22 protein-coding genes and 1 tRNA gene are annotated in these 22,351 nt (G+C 48.4%); 9 read left to right on the top strand and 14 right to left on the bottom strand.

Going from position 1 to position 22,351, the window contains the following annotated elements; translation table 11 throughout:
• Nucleotides 1–22: 22 nt before the first annotated feature.
• The 3 genes from OGY01_RS19215 to OGY01_RS19205 form a co-directional block, all read right to left on the bottom strand.
• A complete protein-coding gene (locus OGY01_RS19215; RefSeq protein WP_286493530.1) occupies nt 23–1,408 on the bottom strand; it encodes an MFS transporter in 1,386 nt (461 codons plus the stop codon).
• A 129-nt stretch (nt 1,409–1,537) separates the two neighbouring features.
• Nucleotides 1,538–2,845 carry an enolase C-terminal domain-like protein gene (locus OGY01_RS19210; RefSeq protein ID WP_200011351.1) on the bottom strand — a complete coding sequence of 436 codons (1,308 nt, stop codon included), beginning with the start codon at nt 2,843–2,845 and terminating at the stop codon, nt 1,538–1,540.
• A 153-nt stretch (nt 2,846–2,998) separates the two neighbouring features.
• Nucleotides 2,999–3,904, bottom strand: a complete 906-nt coding sequence (locus tag OGY01_RS19205) for a GntR family transcriptional regulator (RefSeq protein WP_200011353.1) — start codon at nt 3,902–3,904, stop codon at nt 2,999–3,001.
• A 136-nt stretch (nt 3,905–4,040) separates the two neighbouring features.
• On the opposite strand from OGY01_RS19205, the gene OGY01_RS19200 reads away from it, so the two are divergent.
• A complete protein-coding gene (locus tag OGY01_RS19200; RefSeq protein WP_200011355.1) occupies nt 4,041–5,063 on the top strand; it encodes a zinc-binding alcohol dehydrogenase family protein in 1,023 nt (340 codons plus the stop codon).
• A 13-nt stretch (nt 5,064–5,076) separates the two neighbouring features.
• Nucleotides 5,077–6,522, top strand: a complete 1,446-nt coding sequence (locus OGY01_RS19195) for a tagaturonate reductase (RefSeq protein ID WP_286493529.1) — start codon at nt 5,077–5,079, stop codon at nt 6,520–6,522.
• A gap of 43 nt (nt 6,523–6,565) precedes the next feature.
• Here OGY01_RS19195 and opgB read toward each other — a convergent pair whose 3' ends face one another.
• The 6 genes from opgB to OGY01_RS19165 all read right to left on the bottom strand — a co-directional run bounded on the left by opgB (nt 6,566) and on the right by OGY01_RS19165 (nt 12,305).
• A complete protein-coding gene (opgB, locus tag OGY01_RS19190; protein ID WP_200011357.1) occupies nt 6,566–8,857 on the bottom strand; it encodes a phosphatidylglycerol--membrane-oligosaccharide glycerophosphotransferase in 2,292 nt (763 codons plus the stop codon).
• A 243-nt stretch (nt 8,858–9,100) separates the two neighbouring features.
• Nucleotides 9,101–9,589 (bottom strand): YjjA family protein, encoded by a 489-nt coding sequence (locus tag OGY01_RS19185; protein ID WP_045439427.1) that lies wholly within the window; start codon nt 9,587–9,589, stop codon nt 9,101–9,103.
• A 70-nt stretch (nt 9,590–9,659) separates the two neighbouring features.
• Nucleotides 9,660–10,397, bottom strand: a complete 738-nt coding sequence (dnaC, locus tag OGY01_RS19180) for a replicative helicase loader DnaC (RefSeq protein WP_045439430.1) — start codon at nt 10,395–10,397, stop codon at nt 9,660–9,662.
• A gap of 2 nt (nt 10,398–10,399) precedes the next feature.
• Nucleotides 10,400–10,939, bottom strand: coding sequence for a primosomal protein DnaT (gene dnaT / locus OGY01_RS19175; RefSeq protein WP_286493528.1), 540 nt, complete (start codon nt 10,937–10,939; stop codon nt 10,400–10,402).
• 125 nt (nt 10,940–11,064) lie between these two features.
• On the bottom strand, nt 11,065–11,538 hold the full coding sequence (locus OGY01_RS19170) for a threonine/serine exporter (RefSeq protein ID WP_045439436.1): 474 nt from the start codon (nt 11,536–11,538) through the stop codon (nt 11,065–11,067).
• Nucleotides 11,529–12,305 carry a threonine/serine exporter family protein gene (locus tag OGY01_RS19165; RefSeq protein ID WP_045439439.1) on the bottom strand — a complete coding sequence of 259 codons (777 nt, stop codon included), beginning with the start codon at nt 12,303–12,305 and terminating at the stop codon, nt 11,529–11,531. Before OGY01_RS19165 ends, OGY01_RS19170 begins: the two co-directional genes overlap by 10 nt.
• 521 nt (nt 12,306–12,826) lie before the next feature.
• Between OGY01_RS19165 and OGY01_RS19160 the strand changes: the two genes are divergently transcribed.
• Together OGY01_RS19160 and bglJ are read left to right on the top strand one after the other, a co-directional pair.
• On the top strand, nt 12,827–13,552 hold the full coding sequence (locus OGY01_RS19160) for a response regulator transcription factor (protein WP_045439442.1): 726 nt from the start codon (nt 12,827–12,829) through the stop codon (nt 13,550–13,552).
• Complete coding sequence (gene bglJ / locus OGY01_RS19155; protein WP_045439444.1) at nt 13,513–14,190, top strand: DNA-binding transcriptional activator BglJ; 678 nt, start codon at nt 13,513–13,515, stop codon at nt 14,188–14,190. The genes OGY01_RS19160 and bglJ overlap by 40 nt, the downstream gene beginning before the upstream one ends.
• Before the next feature lie 57 nt (nt 14,191–14,247).
• Here bglJ and OGY01_RS19150 read toward each other — a convergent pair whose 3' ends face one another.
• The 3 genes from OGY01_RS19150 to OGY01_RS19140 form a co-directional block, all read right to left on the bottom strand.
• A complete protein-coding gene (locus tag OGY01_RS19150; RefSeq protein WP_045439446.1) occupies nt 14,248–14,706 on the bottom strand; it encodes a YbaK/EbsC family protein in 459 nt (152 codons plus the stop codon).
• A 178-nt stretch (nt 14,707–14,884) separates the two neighbouring features.
• The gene (gene fhuF / locus OGY01_RS19145) at nt 14,885–15,673 is read right to left on the bottom strand and encodes a siderophore-iron reductase FhuF (protein WP_045439449.1); all 789 of its coding nucleotides are present in this window, start codon (nt 15,671–15,673) and stop codon (nt 14,885–14,887) included.
• A gap of 108 nt (nt 15,674–15,781) precedes the next feature.
• Nucleotides 15,782–16,858 carry a GGDEF domain-containing protein gene (locus tag OGY01_RS19140; protein WP_045439452.1) on the bottom strand — a complete coding sequence of 359 codons (1,077 nt, stop codon included), beginning with the start codon at nt 16,856–16,858 and terminating at the stop codon, nt 15,782–15,784.
• A 215-nt stretch (nt 16,859–17,073) separates the two neighbouring features.
• On the opposite strand from OGY01_RS19140, the gene OGY01_RS19135 reads away from it, so the two are divergent.
• Entirely contained in the window at nt 17,074–17,349 is a 276-nt protein-coding gene (locus OGY01_RS19135) for a DUF1435 domain-containing protein (protein ID WP_045439455.1), read from the top strand.
• Nucleotides 17,350–17,386: 37 nt separating this feature from the next.
• On the opposite strand, the gene OGY01_RS19130 is transcribed toward OGY01_RS19135, so the two are convergent.
• Together OGY01_RS19130 and rsmC are read right to left on the bottom strand one after the other, a co-directional pair.
• Nucleotides 17,387–17,473 (bottom strand) — tRNA-Leu (locus OGY01_RS19130).
• 137 nt (nt 17,474–17,610) lie between these two features.
• Nucleotides 17,611–18,642, bottom strand: coding sequence for a 16S rRNA (guanine(1207)-N(2))-methyltransferase RsmC (gene rsmC, locus OGY01_RS19125; protein ID WP_225760437.1), 1,032 nt, complete (start codon nt 18,640–18,642; stop codon nt 17,611–17,613).
• Between the two features lie 155 nt (nt 18,643–18,797).
• Here rsmC and holD point away from each other — a divergent pair, with 155 nt between their 5' ends.
• From holD to prfC, 4 genes are all read left to right on the top strand, one after another.
• On the top strand, nt 18,798–19,211 hold the full coding sequence (gene holD / locus OGY01_RS19120; protein ID WP_045439461.1) for a DNA polymerase III subunit psi: 414 nt from the start codon (nt 18,798–18,800) through the stop codon (nt 19,209–19,211).
• Nucleotides 19,180–19,626, top strand: a complete 447-nt coding sequence (gene rimI / locus OGY01_RS19115) for a ribosomal protein S18-alanine N-acetyltransferase (RefSeq protein WP_045439463.1) — start codon at nt 19,180–19,182, stop codon at nt 19,624–19,626. The genes holD and rimI overlap by 32 nt, the downstream gene beginning before the upstream one ends.
• A gap of 17 nt (nt 19,627–19,643) precedes the next feature.
• Entirely contained in the window at nt 19,644–20,321 is a 678-nt protein-coding gene (yjjG, locus tag OGY01_RS19110) for a pyrimidine 5'-nucleotidase (protein ID WP_045449431.1), read from the top strand.
• A gap of 92 nt (nt 20,322–20,413) precedes the next feature.
• Entirely contained in the window at nt 20,414–22,003 is a 1,590-nt protein-coding gene (gene prfC / locus OGY01_RS19105) for a peptide chain release factor 3 (protein ID WP_045439466.1), read from the top strand.
• Nucleotides 22,004–22,351: the final 348 nt, after the last annotated feature.

Raw genomic sequence — 22,351 nt, 5'->3', positions numbered from 1 at the left:
GAGTTGGACAAATACGTGTCTATCAATCTACCGAGCCGGATGTCACCGTTGTCGTGGAGGCAGGGGTGTTTTTGGCATGACAATTTTCTGGCGTTGGGCTATCCAAATCACGCCGGATGCCAATTCGAAATATTCCGGCAAGCATAATAGCCCCAATAATCGCAATTCCACCTAACAAGTAAAGCCCGGCAATATTCGAATCAAACGCATTTTCAGCCCATACGCGAATATTTGGTGCTACAAATCCACCAAGATTACCTAGTGAGTTAATTAGCGCAATACCGGATGCTGCCGCAGCACCGCCAAGATAACTAGTTGGAAACGTCCAGTAAATGGGTTGGACGGCCAGCAAACCAGCACAGCCTATACAAAGTGCGATAAAAGCCCAGACAGGCGTACCTGCAAGCATCCCGGATAGTGCGACGCCAAGACCACCGAAGAGCAGTGTTATTGTACTTATCCAGCGGCGTTCTTTCAGTTTTGTGGAAAGATGGGGGATATACCAGGCTGCGAAAAGTGCGCATAACCATGGAATACCCGATAAAACCCCAACGATGAAGCCCACGCCTTGCCCTGATAATGCTGCGACCTGAGAAGGCAGGAAGAAAGCAATGCCGTAGGAACCCACCTGAATGGTAAAACAGATTAAACAGAGATACAGCACTCTGGGATCGCACAGCGCCTTCAATATTCCCTGTGGACCATGACTTGTTTTCGTCTGTTCTTCTTTTTCCATAATGGCGCTTAACGCCCGCTTTTCTTCTGATGTCAGGAAGGTACAGCGTTTATCTGACGGTTTATCATCAAGATAGAAAAATGCGACGACCCCAACGAGAGCTGCGAGCAATCCTTCAACCAAAAACATTAATTGCCAGTTATGTAGCCCCCATAAATCATGGATAGTTAATAATCCACCGGATACTGGCCCACCGAGAATAAACGCGATTGGAGGTCCGAACCAGAAATAACCAGCTACTTTTGCCCTGATATTTAGTGGGAACCAGAATGTCAGATATAGCATGACGCCGGGCATAAATCCGGCTTCAGACGCACCGAGAAGAAAACGTAAAATAATGAATGTTTTCTCGTCGTGGGCAAACATCATTGCAGCAGAAATGAGCCCCCATGTAACCATAATTCGTGATAACCATAAACGAGCACCTACTTTATATAAAAGTATATTGCTGGGAACTTCAAATAGCGCATAACCTATAAAAAATACGCCTGCACCAAAAGCATATGCTGCATTACTTAGCCCTGTATCAACCTGGAATGCGTCTTTTGCAAAACCAATGTTGGCGCGATCCAAATAAGCCATGACATACATGAGTGCCAAAAAGGGTAAAAGTCGTACAATTGACTTTTTAACCGCAGAATTGACAACTTTTTCATTATCACTTTGACTCATAACTATGCTTCCAATCAAAATGGTGGAGAGCTACAGCCATCTTTCATAATGGTAGTTAGAAAGTGTATGGCCAGTATTATGAAAAGAGTTTTAAACAGGCGTTTATGAACACCTGTTTAACGATAAGAATTAATTTAACCATTCCTGACCATCAGGCCATGAATAACGTGTTAGGGTGTCAGGTTTCATTTTTACACCATAGCCCGGCTGCATGAGGGGATAATATCGTCCACGTTTTATAACTAATGGTTCTTCGAAATTCTCATGTAAATGATCAACATATTCTAAAACCCTATTTTCCAATGATGCTGATACGGCTATATAATCAAATAAAACAATATTTAATGAATACTGACACAGACCTACGCCTCCGCCATGTGGACATACTGGAACATCAAATTTTGCCGCCATCAATACGACTGCGAGCACTTCGTTTAAGCCACCCAAACGAGCAGGGTCCAGTTGGCAAAAATCCATTGCACCTGACTGGAAGAATTGTTTAAACATAACCCGGTTATGGGCATGTTCACCGGTTGCGATACCGATATCACCAATTCGTGCTTTTATAGCAGCATGACCGAGAATATCGTCAGGACTGGTGGGTTCCTCAATCCACAATGGATCAAATTTGGCAAGTTGACGCATCGCCGTAATAGCTTCATCGACTCCCCATATTTGGTTGGCATCCATCATCAGTTTACGTTCCCAGCCTAGTTCTTCGCGCAGGATAGTCGCCCTACGAATGTCCTGCTCAAGATCGGCACCGACTTTTTGCTTCAAATGCGTCCAGCCATCAGCAACGGCCTGTCGTGCCAGCTGGCGCATTTTTTCTTCTGAATATCCAAGCCAACCTGCGGCAGTAGTGTAGCCAGGAAAACCTGTTTCTAACATTTCCCTTTCACGTTGTGCCTTACCAGTTTCAACCCTACGCAGCAATGTGATAGCTTCTTCAGGAGTCAGGACATCTTTGATGTAGGTGAAATCAATGCAGCGAACAAGTTCTTCCGGTGACATATCCACCAGCATTTTCCATACGGTTTTATTCTGTGAACGTGCCCAGAGATCCCATAATGCATTAATAATTGCCGCTGTAGCCAGATGAATAACACCTTTTTCTGGACCAACCCAGCGTAACTGACAATCCCCGGAAACAAGTTCATGCCAGAATTGACCAAAGTTAGCTGTAATGTCTTCCAGCGTACGGCCAATTACAAATAATTCAGCTAAAGATTTTACTGCGCTTACACATAAATCGTTGCCGCGACCGATGGTAAAAGTCAGACCATACCCTTTTAAATTTTCTGCGTGGTCGGTAATTAATGTGACATAAGTCGCGGAGTAGTCAGATATTGCATTCATTGCATCAGAACCATCCAGGTTCCTGGATGTAGGGAAACGGATATCTTTAACGCTTATATCCTTGATTGTAATAGCCATGTTGACTCCTGTTGTGATGTTCTTTTGCTAATAAAATAGAAAAGTTTGTTTAGCAGACACTCCGAGTGTAAGAGGGAGTAAATTGCTCAATATGAGTTGATAATAAGATTGTGGGGTAATTTGCAAAATTGTGTTTTTAATCTGCTTTTAATTTTATTGGTTGTTCTGCTGGATAGAGCGCAACATTGACTGTTTTGCTGTTTCAAGGTGGTTACGAAGTGCGAGTATAGCATCCAGGTCGCTGCGGCAAATCAGCGCGCTGAGGATGGTCATATGCTCATCAATGGCAATGATGTTGCGTTGCTTGAGGTCGCTTTCATCCCACTGATAGTGGAAATGGAAAATCACAGAGATAATCTCAAGTGATTGATTAAAAAATATATTATCGGCAGCGGAGAGTAACAGTGCATGGAATTCACGGTCCAGTTGCGAGAACATACGAAAACTACTGCCGATGCTGTCGCGCAGTATGCGATGGCGCTCCAGCAGTGTTTTTGCCTGTAACCAACGCGGGTCATCGTCGGGCAGATTCAGGAAATGTTGCAGGGAATGTGTTTCCAGCATTTCTCGCAATTCGAACAGTTGTTCGGCGTAGGCCTGATCGAACTGCTTCATGCTCCACTGACCGCGCTTCTCATTCTTTATCAGATTGTAACGTTCGAATTTTAAAAGATATTCCCGTACAACTACCGGGCTGACGCCGGCGGCTCTGGCAAGCTGCAACTCGGAAAAACTTTCACCTGCGCGCAATTGGCGCTGGTTGATCATGGTGAAAAATGCCTGCTCAAAAATTCGATTTTGCTCGGTCATGGAGGCTGTGGTACACGAAAAACCATCCTCATGGTTGGGTTTGCGTACGATAACGTAGTGGCTTCCTACCTGCGTTAATACGCCGCATTCGCCTAAATGGCTCAGCATGTGGCGTACGGTGGTACGACTAATGTTGTACATTTCCGCCAGTGCGCTTTGCGAAGGCAGCGGGGAAGGGATATGACCGCGTGCCATATCATCGATTATCTGGTTAATCACATTGTGGCGTAAGTTCTGTGAACGGCTCATGGCATCTCCTTTTTGCCTATTAAAACCCGATTTAAAACATTTTTATGCGCTGGGATTCACAGATTATGTTTCTGGTTTCTCCTGTATTTTTAATTTCGTTGATATCTGAGGCAACAAAAAACAGGAGAGCCGAATCATGTCTACGATGAATACTTTGATTTGCCAGGAACCCAAAAAATTAGTCTGGAAAGAGCGTGAAATACCTATTCCAGGTGAAAGTGAAGCATTAATAAAAATTAAGTCTGTCGGGATCTGTGGGACTGATATTCATGCCTGGGGAGGCAACCAACCATTTTTTAGTTATCCACGCGTATTAGGTCATGAAATATGCGGGGAGATTGTTGGGCTGGGTAAGAATATACAAAACCTGAAAATGGGCCAGCAGGTGGCAGTTATTCCTTATGTCGCGTGTCAGCAGTGCCCGGCGTGCCAGAGCGGGCGTACCAACTGCTGTGAGAAGATTTCGGTGATTGGCGTACATCAGGATGGTGGATTCAGTGAGTATTTGTCCGTTCCGGTGACGAACCTGCTGGATGCGCAGGGAATTGACCCACATGCCGCTGCACTGATTGAACCGTATGCTATCAGCGCACATGCGGTGCGCCGGGCGGCGGTGATGCCAGGTGAGCAGGTTCTTGTCGTGGGGGCCGGGCCGATAGGTCTTGGGGCGGCAGCAATTGCCAAAGCCGATGGCGCACAGGTAGTGGTGGCAGATACCAGCCCCGCGCGCAGGGAACATGTTGTCTCCCGGTTGGGACTTCCGGTTCTCGATCCCGCTGCCGAAGATTTCGATGCGCAGCTACGTGCCCAGTTTGGTGGTTCACTGGCGCAAAAAGTCATTGATGCGACGGGTAATCAGCATGCGATGAACAATACGGTGAATTTGATTCGCCACGGCGGCAGCATCGTCTTTGTTGGGCTGTTCAAAGGTGATTTGCAGTTCTCTGACCCTGAGTTCCATAAGAAAGAAACCACCATGATGGGCAGTCGTAACGCCACGCCGGAAGATTTCGCCAAAGTGGGGCGGCTGATGTCTGAAGGCAAACTGACCGCTGACATGATGCTTACACACCGTTACGCGTTTGCCACGCTTGCGGAAATCTACGAGCGGGATGTGATTAACAACCGCGAATTAATCAAAGGTGTGATCACGTTCTGAGAAGGGTTTTGTGATGAAGACATTGAATCGACAAGATTTCCCTGGGGCAAGGTATCCGACGCGGGTGATCCAGTTTGGTGAAGGTAACTTCCTGCGCGCGTTTGTCGACTGGCAACTGGATATCCTGAATGAGAAGACAGATCTCCGGGCCGGAGTGACAATTGTTCGTCCGATTAATACGGATTTTCCACCTTCGCTGAATACCCAGGACGGGTTATATACCACGCTCATTCGCGGATTGAATGAGCAGGGCGATGCGGTGAGTGAGGCACGGCTAATCCGCTTGGTGAATAACGAGATCAACCCGTATCTGGATTTTGCGGCGTACCTGGCGTTGGCTCACAATCCGGACATCCGCTTTGTATTTTCAAACACGACGGAGGCGGGGATTAGTTATCACGCCGGTGATAGCGTCGATGATGCGCCGCCAGTGAGTTTTCCGGCCAAACTGACGCGTCTGCTGCTGGAGCGCTTTAACCATTTCGACGGGGCGGCAGATAAGGGCTGGGTGATTATTCCTTGTGAGCTTATCGACTATAACGGTGATGCGCTTAAAACCCTGGTTTTGCAGTACGCGCGAGACTGGCAGCTTTCTCCGGCGTTTACTGACTGGGTGGAAACCGCGAATACCTTCTGTTCGACACTGGTGGACCGGATTGTTACAGGCTATCCACGTGAAGAAGCTGCGGCACTGGAACAAACGCTGGGTTATCACGATGCATTTCTGGATACCGCCGAGCATTTTTACCTGTTCGTCATTCAGGGGCCTTTATGGCTGGCTGAAGAGTTGAAACTGGCGGAGTGCCCGTTAAATATCCGCGTGGTGAGCGATATTAAACCGTACAAGGAACGTAAGGTTGCCATTCTTAACGGCGCTCATACCGCACTGGTACCTGTGGCCTGGCTGTGTGGGCTGGAGACCGTTGGTGAGGCGATGCAGGATGCTGATATACGCCACTTTGTTGAGCAGGCAATTGACAGGGAGGTCATCCCTGTTTTGGATCTTCCGGCCGATGAGTTGCGTGAATTTGCTGGTGCGGTTAGTGGACGTTTTCAGAACCCTTATATTCGTCATCAGCTCCTCTCCATTGCGCTTAATGGGATGACAAAATTTCGCACACGTATTTTGCCGCAGTTGCTGGCAGGGCAGCAAGATGCACGCTGGCCGGTGCGGTTGACGTTTGCACTGGCTGCGTTAATCGCGTTTTATCGCGGGGAACGGGCGGGAGAGAATTATCCATTACAGGATGATGAGCAGTGGATCCGCCGTTATGCCGATCTCTGGCCGAGGATTGGTAATGACCTGACGCTGCGTGAGCTGGTGATGGTTGTGCTCGGTGATGCGACTCACTGGGGGCAAGATCTTACATTGCTGCCAGGGCTTGTCGAACAGGTGACGGCAAACCTGGAGTTAATACTGGTGCAGGGAATGCGCCACGCAGTACAAAGTCTGGATTAAGGTTGCCATGCAGCGCCCGGAGTGGTGTTGGGCGCTGTTTTTTTTACCCTTGTAAATCCACAACTTTAATTTCAACCATCCCGATCCCCAGCTTACGCGGCGAGTGGCCCAGAATGTTCCCCTCGTTGGTGGCGACGGGGTCGGGCGGGACAATCACCAGCGTATTGGCATCTGCCGGGTTATCAAAATGCAGCGTGGTGGTGCTGATATCATGGCTTAGCACCAGCGTTTGCTCCTCGTTGCCCACGCGTACGGGAATAGGACGGTTGGCGTTGTCGCCGAAAGCTTTCGCGGTGATGATCAGATCAAATTTCTTCGGCAACGGAGCCTTGTATTCGATTTTTACCTCTTCGCTCAGTTGCGCATTGGACCAGCGTCCCCAGGATTCGGGGCGTGAAATCCCACTAAACTGTTTCACCTCTTCCGGCGCACCTGCCACGTTAAAGACAAAACTGTCGGCTTTGTAACGAATATCGTTATCGACAATTTTCAGCGTATCGACGTTACCTTTGTAACGCTCCATGTCGATAACTGTATCTTTAAACGCAGTCTTACCTTTCCATTTCGCTTTATCGACGTGCTGTACAATTTGCTGGCCGCCTAACTGGCCCTGCGATACGCACCAGTCGGTAGAGAGTGCCAGCTCTGGTGCCCATAACTGCGCCATTTTGTAGCAGCGGTCTACCCACACAAAGTTATCGCGTGGGGCGAAATCAGCAAGCTGGAAGCGCAGTGGGGCAGAGTATTCACTTTCCGGCAACGGCTCAACGCGTTTGTCTGATACGCGCAGCAGCAGCGGCAGGCGGAAATGGCTCCCCGAGAAGGCGATCATGTTTTTGTCCTGATCGACGGTAAACTCTTTTATCTCTTTGGGAAACTTCCACAGACGAATGATATCGGGCTTCCACGCCAGCATTTTTTCTTTGATATTCAGGAACACTTCCGATACGGATTCGCTCGACAAACTGCTACGTCCGAGGCCGATAAAGTTATCGCCGCCCAGAATATCCAGCACCGTTGCGCCGTTATCCATGGTGTTACGTTTCACGGCCAGCGTCTCCTGCTGAGGCTTGTCACCACGCAGAACGAAGAACAGATTGTTGCGATCTTGCTTATTCAGATACTTCCATGCGGTGTTGTTCATCGCCAGGTGATCGGAAGAGACCACGATAACGGTATCTTTAAACCACGGTGAGGCTTTGATCTTATTGATAAATTCAGCAATATTTTCCTGGCTACAACTGACTGCGCTAAAGGATTGGTTCGCCTTACCATCGATATCATAGCGTTTGCGGTTACAGGTACGGGAGATGAAACCATCCGGATGATGGGTATCTACCGTCAGGGTGAACAGTGAAAAACGTTGGCCGGAGCGGGAAAGCTCTTCGAATTTTTTCCATGCCTCATCCAGTACGGTGTCGTCGTAAAAACCCCAGTCGTTACGGTATGCCGGGTCTGCCACCACGCTTTTTAACTCTTCCGCGCCGTACAGATAATCAAAACCATGGGATTTCAGAAAGACGTCTTTTCCGGCAAAGCGCAGATTTGCACCTTGTACAAAGTAGTTGTGATAGCCGGAGTTTTTCAGGATATCACCCAGGCAGATATTTTGTGGGAAGAAACTGGAGACTGATGCTGAAGCGTTTCCTTCAAACGGGGCAAACAGCGGAATACCACACTGTGAGGCCACCATTCCGGCGATGGTGTAATCCGTACCCGGTAACTGCATGGTATTGCTGAAGTCCATTCCTTCGTTTTTTAATGCACCCAGCTCCGGAGTCAGGTCCGGGAACGCATCATTATTAAAATAGGTACGCTCCAGGCTTTCGCCGTAGATATAAACCAGGTTCAGCTTCGGGTTAGGGATCGTTTTTGATGGCTCTTTGTAATACGCCGTGAAGTCCGGATCGCCATCGCGAGACTGGGATTTGACCAGTTCGGTTATCTGGTGGAATGCCGGGCTGGCATCAACGGAAGCCAGTGCCAGTATCAGGGCCAGCAGACTGTAGCCAACGTGATGAGGATGATGGCGACGGCGGCGAAGTACCCAGCCCAGGGCGCCAAATACGACAGTCAGCGCCAGTGCAATCCCTACACCCGGAAGAACATATTTGCTGACGCCCGCGCCGGTCAGGCTGTTGGTCAGCGTATAGAGCACCGCATCGTTGATGCCATCTCCGGTGAAATAGTTGCTGGCATACAGTGTGATATTTAAGACAATAAAAATTCCCAGCACCGTTAACATGGCGGCAAACCACCAGGTGTTGCGACCCGCTTTCCAGGCGTAAATCAATACCGAAGCGAGAAACAGAGCGATGGAGAATAATTCAGACAACGGACGATCCTCAGTAAGCCGGGCAATTAATTGCCTGGCAGGCTAATCATTTCTGGACTGTACAATGTAATAGCGTTGTTATATTGCTGCAATTCTAGTGACATTTAATTACGTTGTTATTCAGAATTGGTTTAGATATGCGTGTTTTTGAGGGGGATCACTATGTGGTCAGTGGGGAGCAGATTCGAAGAGTAGATTGAAGCCGCGCAGGCCGGGAAAAGGCGGTACGCGGCGCTTATCACATCAGGAAATAAAGTTCATACCCTGTTTTAATACTAGATCGCAGGCCTTGGTTTTAACTTGCTTTGCCAGCGAGCTGTTACCAATCGTGTCCAGGTTAAGCTGTTGACCATCTTTGGCGTTCAGCAGGCCCTGAATACCATCCAGGTAGTTGGTATCTTTTTTCTGTTCCGTCGTTCCCAACCCCAGCTTATCCAGAACCTGGTTTTTGACGTTTTCAGTATCTGTGACCGAGGCGAGCTTCTGTTTTGCACAATATTCCAGAATACCGGCCGCGTTATTCATACTGTTCGACGTGAGCGACTGATTACTGCTCAGCAGGCTGGTCAGGGAAGAGAGTGAGGTGCTGCTCTGTGAGCCAGTGCTTTGCTTACTCAGTTCACTGGCAGCGCTGGAGAGCGAATCTTGCCAGGAGGCGGCGAAAACGCCAGTAGAGATTAGTGTGCTGGCGGCAACCGCACAGCAAAGAAGACGTTTTGTTGCTTTCATCATTACAGGTCACTCGTGTTATGCCTTTTCAGCGCAGTATAGCGCTGGATCACTTAGGAGTGTTCCCAATACTTTAATACTCTTTACCAGTAACCCGGCTACGGTAACTTTCCCAGTTAAAAATGACCCACAGGCTGTTGCCGAGTCGCATACGATCCATCACGCGCTCACCCAGCAGTTTGTTCATCTCATCCATATTGCTGTTTGTCAGCATGCCGGTCGGGCGCTTGGAGGAAGAACGACGATCGACGATCTGATTGATGATCACTTTTTCATAGCGGGATTCGGTCTGCATACCGATTTCGTCGATCACCAGCAGATCCACGTTGCTGAGATCGTTGAGCAGCTGTTCTTCGCTGGTTTCACGGTTACTGAAGGTATCCTTCATCGCTGACATAATATCAGCCACAGTAATGATCAGTACTGACTTGCCGCGCAGCAGCAGTTCGTTGCAAATAGCTGCGGCCAGGTGGTTTTTTCCGGTGCCGGGTTTGCCGGAGAAGATAAAGCTGGCAATGTTGCCATCAAACTCGTCAACGTACTGGCGGGCTTTGCTCAGGGCATTCATTTGACCTTCACACTCGACCCGGTAGTTATCGAACGAGCAGTTTTGGTGCAGGGGACGGATACCGGAACGGTTGAATGTGCGCTGCATCTTCATTGCCCGGTTCTCACGAGCCAGCGCCGCAGCCCGAATTTCACCTTGCTCTTTTTGCCATGCCAGCAACTCCTCGCCCGTTTTAAACGCGGGCTTTACATTGGGTGGCATCATTTTTTGCAGACGTTTCATCAGGTCGCCAACGTTTTTCATCGTTATCCTCTAAAACCTGGTGGAATATGGCTGTCAGGTTCGCTGACACTATTTACATCACGCTTTGGCATCCCGCCATTGCTGGCCCGGCCAATCTGTATGCTACGCGCCAGTTTTTGTTGCCACTGAATGTGGTGAAAGACTTTACCTTCCGCCTGCCAGTAAGCAACAAATGAAGCCAGTTCTTCGGCGGTGACTGGCTCTCTCAACGCCACGCCCCACAGGGCGGCCTGTCGCTGAAAGTCGGCGTCTGGCTGCCAGTCAGCGTACATCGCAAATTTCCCCATTGGCACGGCAACAGGAGCGGCTTGCGGCTCTTCATAAAATTGCGCGTCCAACGTTACATCGCTTCCCGGACGTGACAGTTTCTCTTCAAGCGCCAATAGCTCAGCTAGCCGCGCAGGGGTAACCGCGTAAAAGGCAGGTGTGTTATTGGCGAAAACGGCCACAGCACCCCCTACTGACTTTGCCAGCACCGCGTTGTGATCGTGTAATAAGGCGTCAATGCTGATGACGTCCGGGGTCAAAATTTTGCAGGACATAATGTTTCTCAATACCGAACAACAACCGAGAAGGGGACTGCTTTTATAGTAACACAGAGAAGAGGGAGAGCAGCAGGATGAGGGAAGGTCGCCCCCATCCGTTGGATTGTAAGAAGGTTAATCAGTTATACGCGCGGGCGCTTTCTATACAGCCATAATCCCGGAACTGAAAGCCCGATAGAGAGTGCGCCCACAATAGATGAAGCTTTCAGAAAGTTGGTCAGCAGGGTGATCATCAGCGCTTCGCTGTAACCAAAATGACCGATTTTTACGGCGGATATCATGGCTGTGTAGGCCGAGATCCCGGGGAACATCGGGATCACCGCCGCGACGGTGAAGACTTTCGGGTGCGCCAGATACCAGCGAGACCACTGGATCCCAATACAACCTACGAGCAATGAAGCTAAAAAGGTTGACCATTCGATATTGAGTCCTGCGGTCATTACAGCCATTCGCGAGCCGTGCCCGAGCGCACCGAGCAAGGCGCACCACGGGAGTGCCCGATGAGGCACGTTAAACACCATGGCAAACCCCAGGGCGGGAATTGCAGACAGGACCATATCCTGCAGTAGTGCAAAAATGAAATCCATCACACCCATCCTCGCAGCCCCCATATCGTCATCGACATCACTACGCCAACGCAGGTGGCCAGTGTGAGCAGACTGGCAATAGCCCAGCGAGCAAGGCCGGTATTAATGTGTCCTTTAAACATATCTGCAACGGAGTTAATCAGTGGGAAACCCGGAACCAGCAGCAGCACGCTGGCTGCCATTGCCACGGTCGGCGTGTGATTAAAGGTGGGCAGAGTCAGCATCAGGCCAGATATCGTTGTGGCAACAAAAGCGGTGATACAAAAGTTGATTTGCGGATGTAAATGCCGGGAGGCCAGAATTTGGCGAATGTACATGGCGATCATGCTGGCAAAAAAGGTGATAACGGCACCATCCCATCCTCCCTTATTGAGCTTACAAAAGCAGGCACAGGATAACCCGACCATGAAAGCAACCAACCATCTTGGGTAGCGCAGCGGTTTAATTTGGCTAAAGCGTTTCTCAACACCTTTGTCATCCAGTAGCTTGTGTTCTGCCAAAATAACGATGTGCTGCACTTCCGTAACGACGTGCATATTAATGCCGCGATCGTGATTTTTACGGGTCGATGTCAGGCATTGTCCGTCTTTAATCGTGGTCAGGACGATTGCGTTAGATGATATGGCGCTTTCTACGCTGTCCATTCCAAGAGCCAGCCCAAGGCGGGTGGAGAGCTCGTCAACCAGTGCGCTTTCTGCCCCATGTTGCAGTAAAAAAAGCCCGCATTGTATACATAACCGTGTAACCGTTCGTTGTGACGACTGCTCTGTTTGCATAGCTCACTCTGACTGAAAAAACGCTCTCTGAATGACGAATGTCTACTTTTATCATGAAGTATAAGCCCAATGGCTCTGGCTAAGATCAATATTTGTGTTGAAAAAAAGAGACATCGTGTTTGTCTGCTGAATGTGAAGCGACATTTAGTTTTAGCGATTGAGTGAAAATTTAAGTTGTTTGAAGCATTCTCTCACCATGCTGAGCCTGCTAACTGATGATCAGAAAGCGTTATTATTTTATGGGCTGAATGCTAAATAAGTTAGAATGGCTAATGTTATAGTTTAGTTATTTTAATTGTACATTTAATGTTTTATGAGTAATTATGCGACGATGGCTCTATAGCAAAGTACTATTAGGATTATAGTGCTATTATGCGGTCTGAATTATCATGAATTAAATTAAGGATAAACAATTCACAATATCTATTATTTACTCTAACCATTCCTTATTGATTATGTTACTTACCCATTAAGAATTTATAGAGTGAATGAGATAAACGGCATATGGACGTGGAGGATATATGTTGCCAGGACGCAGCAAAAACGCAGTTGTTATTAGTACGCTGCCGATTATGCAAGCGGGATTAAAGAGTGTAATTCAAACTCATTTCCCAAATTATGAGCTCACCTGTTTCCGCAGTGCAGAAGAACTTACTTTATTGCAGCTACGACGTTCCGATTTGGTGATGATTGATTTAACTGGGGACTTTAGCCAGCCGCGTTCAGTCTGTGAACAGTATTATTCTTTATTATCTCAGTACCGTGATATCCACTGGGTCTTCCTCGTTTCTCGCAAATTTTATCCGCTAGCCGTTGAATTGTTGATGTGCCCTTGTAGCTCATTGTTGTCTGATGCGGAGCCAATCGAAAGTTTAGTGAATGTAATTCATGTGGGAAATACTCGCGCCGAGAGAATTAGCAAGATGTTGCTCTCACCGCCCGTAACGCCTGAAATCCTGGAACATAGCGTGCAGTCGATAGTGCTTACCCTGTCAGAGAGAAAAGTGTTGCGACTGCTTGGGAAAGGTTGGGGAATTAATCAGATAGCGATGTTGCTTAAGAAAAGCAATAAAACAATCAGTGCCCAAAAAAATAGTGCGATGCGTCGTTTATCAATACATAGCAATGCAGAGATGTATGCATGGATCAATAGTTCTCAAGGATCACGAGAACTGAATTTACCTTCATTGTATGGAGAAACCACGGAATGGAAAAAAGAAGTGTCAAACGAAATGTCGCGTTGGTAGAAAAGTGTGTAATGAGCAGTGTGGGTATTAATAATTTATTTAATACCATGCCAAAAAATCAATACAAACTTCATCTCTTTTCCAGCCAGTCTGACTTTAGCCAGACAATGATAAATATGCCATTTTCAGCGGTTATTTTTTCACTTCCCGCGATAAGAACTGATCGACGAGCTGGACTGGTATATCTGACTGAATTGGCGGTGAACTTCCCTCATATTCGCCGCGTGGTTATTGCCGATGATGATGCTGAAGTGCGTTTAATTGGCTCTCTGTCGCCGTTACCACTGGATGGTGTTCTTAGCAAAGCATCCTCGTTAAGCGTTTTACAGGAGGGATTATTTGCAGCCTTGAATTTTGCTAGCAGGGAAACAGAAAGCACGAAAAACCTTTGGTATATCAACCAAAGTCGTATGCTGAGTCCAACAGAGCGTGAAATTCTACGCTTTATGTCGAATGGTTATTCGATGCCGCAAATTGCTATTCAGCTTGAGCGGAATATTAAAACCATTAGGGCGCATAAATTTAATGCAATGTCTAAACTGGGCGTTAGCTCCGATGCCGGATTATTGAACGCTGCCGATATTCTGTTATATCTGCGTGCCGGGGAGTCGACACCATTTATTCATGCAGTTTCGTAACGGTGTTATTGATCAATTAGTGCCGGGGTTAGTCACCGGCACAAAGACCTGGGTTCGTTACTGACACACGTCTACCCAGGTTGCAGCAGTCAGCTCAGCCATTCTGTCAGGTGCGATGCGAACCGCGCTGTGTGTGGCTCCCGCCGCGGGGAGTACTTCAGCATAGCGTTTCAGCGATATATCACAGTACACGGAAATTGGTGTTTCCAGGCCAAACGGACAAACCCCGCCAACGGGATGACCTGTAGCATTGACCACTTCATCGCTACTCAGCATACGAGCCTTAGCACCAAATGTATTCTTCAGCTTCTTATTGTCCAGACGAGCATCCCCTTTGGCGACCACCAGGATAATGTCGTTTTTTACTTTCAGCGAAAGTGTTTTTGCGATCTGACCTGGCTCGACGTTATGGGCTTTTGCAGCCAGATCAACCGTTGCTGTGCTTTGGTCTAATTCGATGATTTCAATATCCGGGGCATGCTCCGCCAAAAACTGCCGTACTGATTGTAAACTCATTCTTTTCTCCCAATCGCCTGTAAGCAGCCCTATATAGCAAAAAACTGCATGGCGTAATTTGTCACAGGGAAAGTATCACTGTAAATATTTTATTGTAACAACGCCGCAACATCAGATTCAGTTAACAGGGAAGGAGAATAAGCAGGCAGTTAAGTATGACGAGGGGGCAGTTCTTCTTTTATTTCAACGTACAGTCACCGCACTGCTGGACATCGGGTAGACGGTAGCGCTGGCAACAGGTTCTGCGAACCAGCAGCCCTTCACGCGGAACAACAGTACGCCACAAAGGATTGTCCCGGCCACAGGATAACTGTTTCTCAAAGAAGCAGGCTTGTCGCAACATTGTCAGTAATTCATCACCGAGTAACGGTTTCATCTCCGTTAAATACCAGTGAATTAAATATCCGGTGTTGCTCCAGATAAGCTTACCGTTGATCTCACCTGTCGACTCCAGCGCCTGAACAACGGGTGTCAGTGCTGAGAGAATCAGTGTTTCCATCCGTTGTTGTGGAGTGAAGGCAGTGGCGTGTTTATCCTGATGTACATCTATCCAGAAACATGCAGCACGACCCGTTTCGTGAAACTCGACGTGCATATGTTCTGGAGCGGTATCGATGGCTTCTTTTTGTGTCAGAAGGGCTAACATCAGCGGAGGCATCATCAGCCCGATATACCATTGCGCCCACAGGGAAATCAGTGGCTTATTTTCGCGTGTTAATGTGGGTTGGTTACGATATATATGGTCAGAATAAACTGCCAGCAACGAGTTTAGCGTAGCGGGCTGGGTCCATTCATGCAGCGTCATGGCATTTTGTGGCGGTGTTTCGTCAAGACGAATGAAGTCCAGTAGATGCTCGCGGGTCTGAGCGATTGTTGCTCGCACGGAATCTGCCAGCGATGCTTTCTCGGGAGGGAGAGGGGTTCGCCAGATGACATCTTCAACGATCGGTGCGGAACGGTAAGCCATGTCTATATAGAGATGTTAATCTAAATGATAATGATTGCCAATCCTATAGACGAGGGAAAACGATGGCAAGATTTTTGTCGCGATGTTGGACAACAGCGCACAGATAGCTCAGACCGAGGGGCTGCTTACCCGTAGTTCATCACTGACCAGAGTGTTATTACGGCCCAGCTTCTTGGCTTCGTAGAGGGCTTTGTCTGCTTTAGCGATGGCTTCGTCAATCTCCTGATCTACCAATGGTGCAATGCCGATACTGACGGTCACATTGGTCGCCACGCTTTCATTAAACATGTGAGGAATTTTAAGATCGTAGACCTTCTGGCGAATTCGCTCGGCAGCAGCCTGTGCCTGCGCTGGATCGATAGCGGTCAGCAACACCATAAACTCTTCACCACCAAAACGCGCCACTACGTCCCGCGAGCGCACTGAGTCGCGAATAGCGGCAGAAACACGAATCAGCGCCTGATCGCCCATCATATGGCCGTAATGATCGTTGTAGGCTTTGAAATGGTCGATATCCAGCAACAGGACATAGTGCCTGGAATTACTGAGGGCCAGCAGCGTATCAAGCCGGTTTTGCAGGCCCCGGCGATTATACAGACCCGTTAATGGGTCGAGCATACTAAGTCCGTTTAGTGTTTCACGCTCTTCCAGCAGCTTGTACATCAACTGCTGGGCAAAACCGTCATAGCGCTTTTGTATCACGTGTTGAATAGCGATCCCGGCCATGGGCAGCGCCATAAAATAGATAATTCGCAGACCGTGCTCGCTACCGTTAAGCCACAGACACACGGCGACTGAAGGTAATGAATGGAGGGTAAACGCAATGATATTATTGGCAAAAGCAATCGAGCCAATAAACAGCACGCTGAGAAGCGCTATCAATAGAAAATAATAATCATTATGACCTAATACAGAAGATTTCAGAACAATATGTGTCGCCCATAACAAGCCAAAAATGATTGAAATAAGGGGGAGATTAATTCTTTTATCGACATATTTCTCATGCCAGACCAACAACAGCGTACTCGCGGCGCAGATGAGTACTGCTGGTGCGGATAATGCCTTGACGGCAAAAAGCGGGAAGAAAAGCGTAAACAACGAGGAGACTGCGTTGAGAAGCAGAAACAAACGTAAAGAGAGTTGGTATTTTTTAGTGCGCAGAGCTCGCCAGGATTGTACTGTCATAGGTAAATATTGTTATTTATCTGCAAGATACGAAGATGTGTTTGTCAGGGAAAAAATAACGAGTGAAAAATCATTCACATAGGTATTTATAGTTTTTTGTTGAAAAGCTAACCGCCGTGCAATTTATCACCTTCAATTATTCATGTCATCAATCGTTAAGTAAAACTCATATAATTGATAGTCTTTCCAGGCTGACAAATGAGAAAATATATCATATGATATTGGTTATCATTATCAATATCGTAGGTGAAACCATGTTGCAACGTGCGCTGGGCAGTGGATGGGGAGTGCTACTGCCGGGAATATTAATTGCCGGGCTGGCATTTACTGACCTGTCAGTTTACGCATGGAAAGCGGTGGTTGTATTAGGGTTACTACTGACTTCACTCATGCTGTATCACAAGCGATTACGGCATTTTGTTTTGCTACCTTCATGCGCAGCGCTAATTGGTGGCGTTGTTCTGATGATGATGAACTGGAATCAGGGGTGAGGTGAAACAGAAAAAACAGAAGGGAAAATAAGATAATTGGTGCGAGGGGGGGGACTTGAACCCCCACGTCCGTAAGGACACTAACACCTGAAGCTAGCGCGTCTACCAATTCCGCCACCTTCGCATACCATCGATACTCAAAAAGTATCGTTACCACGGAGGCGCATTCTAGTGGTTTTCAGCTTTTCGTCAATAGTTAATTGTGCAGTCTGGGTTGATTGGTGCAAAAACGGCCATGTAAATGGCCGTTACATATTCCAGTTATGCTTTCTTCGCCTGACGCGTCATCACGGTACGGTACACTTTAAAACGTCCGGTCTGGGCGATGACTTCATGGAAGCCAAACATTTCATCCAGCACTTTCGGGTAAGGCAGGAATGCGTTGGCCACAATACGCAATTCACCGCCGCTGTTCAGATGACGAACCGCCCCGCGAATTAACGTTTGTGCGGCATCAAGACTGGTCTGCATACCGTCGTGGAATGGCGGGTTAGAGATGATCATATCAAAGCGCCCGGTCACATCGGAAAAGACGTTACTGGCGAGAACATCACCTTCAATACCATTTGCGGCCAGCGTTGCGCGGCTGGCTTCAACCGCAGATGCGCTGACATCGCACAGCGTTAAACGAACTTTCGGTGAATGGCTGGCTAATGCGACGGAGAGTACACCTGCGCCACAGCCAACATCCAGAACTTTACCTTTGGTGTGCGGTGTCAACGTTGACAGCAGCAACTGGCTGCCCACATCCAGGCCATCACGGCTGAACACACCAGGTAGCGTTTTGATGGTCAAATTGTCAACGTTGTACTCGTCCCAGTATTTTTCGGCGTCAAAGACTGGCTGTTTTTCCAGACGACCGTGATAGAGGCCACAGCGGCGCGCACTGTCGACTTTATTCAGCGGTGCGTATTCGGCCAGCATTTGTTCTGCGCTGCGTACGCCACTGCGGTTCTCACCGACGATAAAAATATCGCTGCCCACCGGCAGTAGCGACAGAATATTCATCAGTTGGAATTGGGCTTCCGGCTTATTTTTGGGCCAGTAGTAAATTAACGTATCGCTATCTGCGATGTCTTCGGCCTGTGCGACGAGGCTAAAGCGAACGTTGTCACCCATCTGACGGTTTAATACCTGCCAGTGGTGGAGTTGTTGGGTATGCGCCCGGCTGGCGGCGCTTTCGAAGTGGGCTGGCAGGTCATCTTGCAAATCACCGGCAAACAGAATACGGCTTTGTTCGAAATCATCACTGTGGCGCAGCAAGACTTCACTTGCCGGGGTAAAAGCAGACATGGAGTGCTCCTCAATTTATACAGGTTGCGATTATATACACAAAATCATTCAAGCTGTATCAAGGCGGCCTGCGGGATGACGTGTATCGTTGTTTGTTGGCGCTGATTCGACAGATTTGCTATATTTGCGCCCCTGATAGACAGGAGTGTTTCGCTATGACATCCCGACGAGACTGGCAGTTACAGCAACTGGGCATTACGCAGTGGTCGCTGCGTCGTCCTGGCGCACTGCAGGGCGAGATCGCGGTTTCAATTCCTGCGCATGTCCGTCTGGTAATGGTTGCCGCGGAGTTACCCGCGCTAACCGAACCGTTGATGAGCGATATTTTACACGCATTGACCGTCAGTCCGGATCAGGTTTTACAACTGACGCCTGACCGTGTCGCCATGCTACCACAAGGCAGTCGCTGTAATAGCTGGCGGCTGGGTACCGAAGAGCCTTTGCAGTTGGATGGCGCTCAGGTCGCCAGCCCGGCGTTTAATGAATTACGGGAAAACCCAGCGGCACGTGCCGCTTTATGGCAACAAATCTGCGCATATGAACACGATTTCTTCCCTCGGTCCGACTGATTTACCCACAGCATTTCAGATTGAAAAACGCGCCCATGCATTTCCATGGAGTGAAAAAACATTTGCCAGCAACCAGGGCGATCGTTACCTGAATTTTCAGCTCACAGTTGACGGAACGATGGCCGCCTTTGCAATTACGCAGGTAGTGCTGGATGAAGCTACGCTGTTCAATATTGCCGTCGACCCTGATTTTCAGCGTCGAGGTTTAGGACGAGAACTACTGGATCATTTGATCGATGAACTGGAAAAGCGGGGGATTCGGACGCTGTGGCTCGAGGTGCGCGCTTCGAATGCTGCGGCTATCGCGCTATATGAAAGCTTAGGCTTTAACGAAGCGACGATTCGTCGTAATTACTATCCGACAGCCGACGGTCACGAAGACGCCATTATAATGGCATTGCCAATCAGCATGTAAGACAAGGTGTAATGATGATGAAGTGGGACTGGATTTTCTTTGATGCCGATGAAACGTTGTTCACATTTGATGCGTTTACCGGCCTACAGCGGATGTTTCTCGACTATAGCATTACCTTTACCGCTGAAGATTTTCAGGACTATCAGGCCGTGAATAAGCCACTGTGGGTGGATTATCAAAACGGTGCGATAACGTCATTACAACTGCAGCATGCTCGTTTCCAGAGCTGGGCTGAGCGCCTGAACGTGCCGCCTGGCTCTCTGAACGACGCTTTTATTAATGCGATGGCGGAGATTTGCTCCCCGCTACCGGGCGCGGTTTCGCTCTTGAATGCGATTCGTGGCAAAACGAAAATTGGCATTATTACCAACGGCTTTACCGCATTGCAGCAAATCCGCCTTGAGCGTACGGGTCTGCGAGACTTTTTCGATCTGCTTGTCATTTCTGAACAGGTTGGTGTGGCAAAACCCGATCCGCGTATTTTTGATCATGCACTGACGCTGGCGGGCAATCCTGATCGCTCTCGAGTACTTATGGTGGGTGATACTGCGGAGTCAGATATTCTTGGTGGTATCAATTCCGGACTGTCCACCTGCTGGCTAAATGCACACCATCGTGAGCAGCCTGTGGGCATTCAGCCGACCTGGACGGTTGCGTCATTAAGCGAACTGGAGCAACTCCTGTGTAAACACTGATTGCCTCCCCCCTGTTGATGGGTAAAATAGCCGCAATTTTTCGTATTCAACATGCCCGGCCTGATGCCGTGCTTACCTAAGAAGATTTGACTATGACGTTGTCTCCTTATTTGCAGGAGGTGGCTAAACGCCGCACTTTTGCCATTATTTCTCACCCGGATGCCGGTAAAACGACTATCACCGAAAAGGTGCTGTTATTCGGACAGGCTATCCAGACCGCCGGTACGGTAAAAGGCCGTGGCTCCAGCCAGCATGCGAAATCTGACTGGATGGAGATGGAAAAGCAGCGTGGTATCTCCATTACTACCTCGGTAATGCAGTTTCCGTATCATGACTGTCTGGTGAACCTGCTGGACACCCCTGGGCACGAAGACTTCTCTGAGGATACTTACCGTACGCTGACGGCGGTGGACTGCTGCCTGATGGTCATCGACGCCGCAAAAGGTGTTGAAGACAGGACCCGTAAGTTGATGGAAGTTACGCGTCTGCGTGATACCCCGATCCTGACCTTTATGAACAAACTTGACCGTGATATCCGCGATCCGATGGAACTGCTGGATGAAGTGGAAAACGAGCTGAAAATCGGCTGTGCGCCGATTACGTGGCCGATTGGCTGCGGTAAATTGTTCAAGGGCGTGTATCACCTTTATAAAGATGAGACCTACCTGTACCAGACCGGTAAAGGCCATACCATCCAGGAAGTTCGTATTGTCAAAGGTCTGAATAACCCGGATCTCGACGCGGCAGTGGGTGAAGATCTGGCTCAGCAGTTGCGTGATGAGCTGGAGCTGGTTCAGGGGGCTTCTAACGAGTTTGACCATGAGCTGTTCCTGGCGGGTGAAATAACACCGGTTTTCTTCGGGACCGCACTGGGTAACTTCGGTGTAGACCATATGCTGGACGGTCTGGTGGAGTGGGCGCCAGCGCCAATGCCACGTAAAACCGATACCCGCGTAGTTGAAGCCTCAGAAGAGAAGTTCACTGGTTTCGTCTTTAAAATTCAGGCCAATATGGACCCGAAACATCGCGACCGCGTGGCGTTTATGCGTGTTGTTTCCGGAAAATATGAGAAAGGCATGAAAATGCGTCAGGTGCGCATTGGTAAAGATGTGGTGATTTCAGATGCGCTGACCTTTATGGCTGGAGATCGTTCTCACGTGGAAGAAGCGTATCCAGGCGATATCCTCGGTCTGCACAACCACGGCACCATTCAGATTGGTGATACCTTTACTCAGGGCGAAATGATGAAGTTCACCGGTATCCCGAACTTCGCACCGGAGCTGTTCCGTCGTATTCGCCTGAAAGATCCGTTGAAGCAAAAACAGCTGTTGAAAGGTCTGGTTCAGCTTTCTGAAGAAGGTGCGGTGCAGGTCTTCCGTCCGATTGCCAATAACGATCTGATCGTTGGTGCGGTCGGTGTGCTGCAGTTTGATGTGGTCGTTTCACGCCTGAAAAGCGAGTACAACGTTGAAGCGATTTATGAGTCGGTCAACGTGGCAACTGCGCGCTGGGTAGAATGTACAGACGTGAAAAAATTCGAAGAATTTAAGCGTAAAAACGAAGTTCAGCTGGCGCTGGATGGTGGTGATAATCTTACCTATATTGCCCCTACCATGGTTAACCTGAACCTCACCCAGGAACGTTATCCTGACGTTACGTTCCGTAAAACGCGCGAACACTAATCGACCTTCCAGGGTGCGGCTTCTGCCGTACCCTGCGACTTTCCCTGCCTTTTTAATCCCTTACGGAATGTTCTTAAATCCCGCATTTTATCTTCGTTTTGTCTGTTTTTTAATCTGTTTGGTCAGCGACTTCGAAATTGTGATCTATATTTAACAAAGTGATGACATAAGTGTCGGCTTTAAATGCCATGCAAATATATGTTTATGGTTGTTAGAACTGATATTTATTTTTATCACGATATTAATAACTGGTTCGGGTCGTCGTCGTGCAGAACATCAATGTGAGTACTGTTGATTGTGATGGCGGCCATTGACTTCTGAATTGAGTGATTTTCGCCACATTCAGCA

The organism is Citrobacter sp. Cm038, assembly GCF_030333105.1.
GTDB classification, from domain to species: domain Bacteria; phylum Pseudomonadota; class Gammaproteobacteria; order Enterobacterales; family Enterobacteriaceae; genus Citrobacter; species Citrobacter murliniae.
The sequence above is the reverse complement of the archived record's forward strand: the minus strand, read 5'-3'. Positions and strand labels throughout refer to the sequence as shown.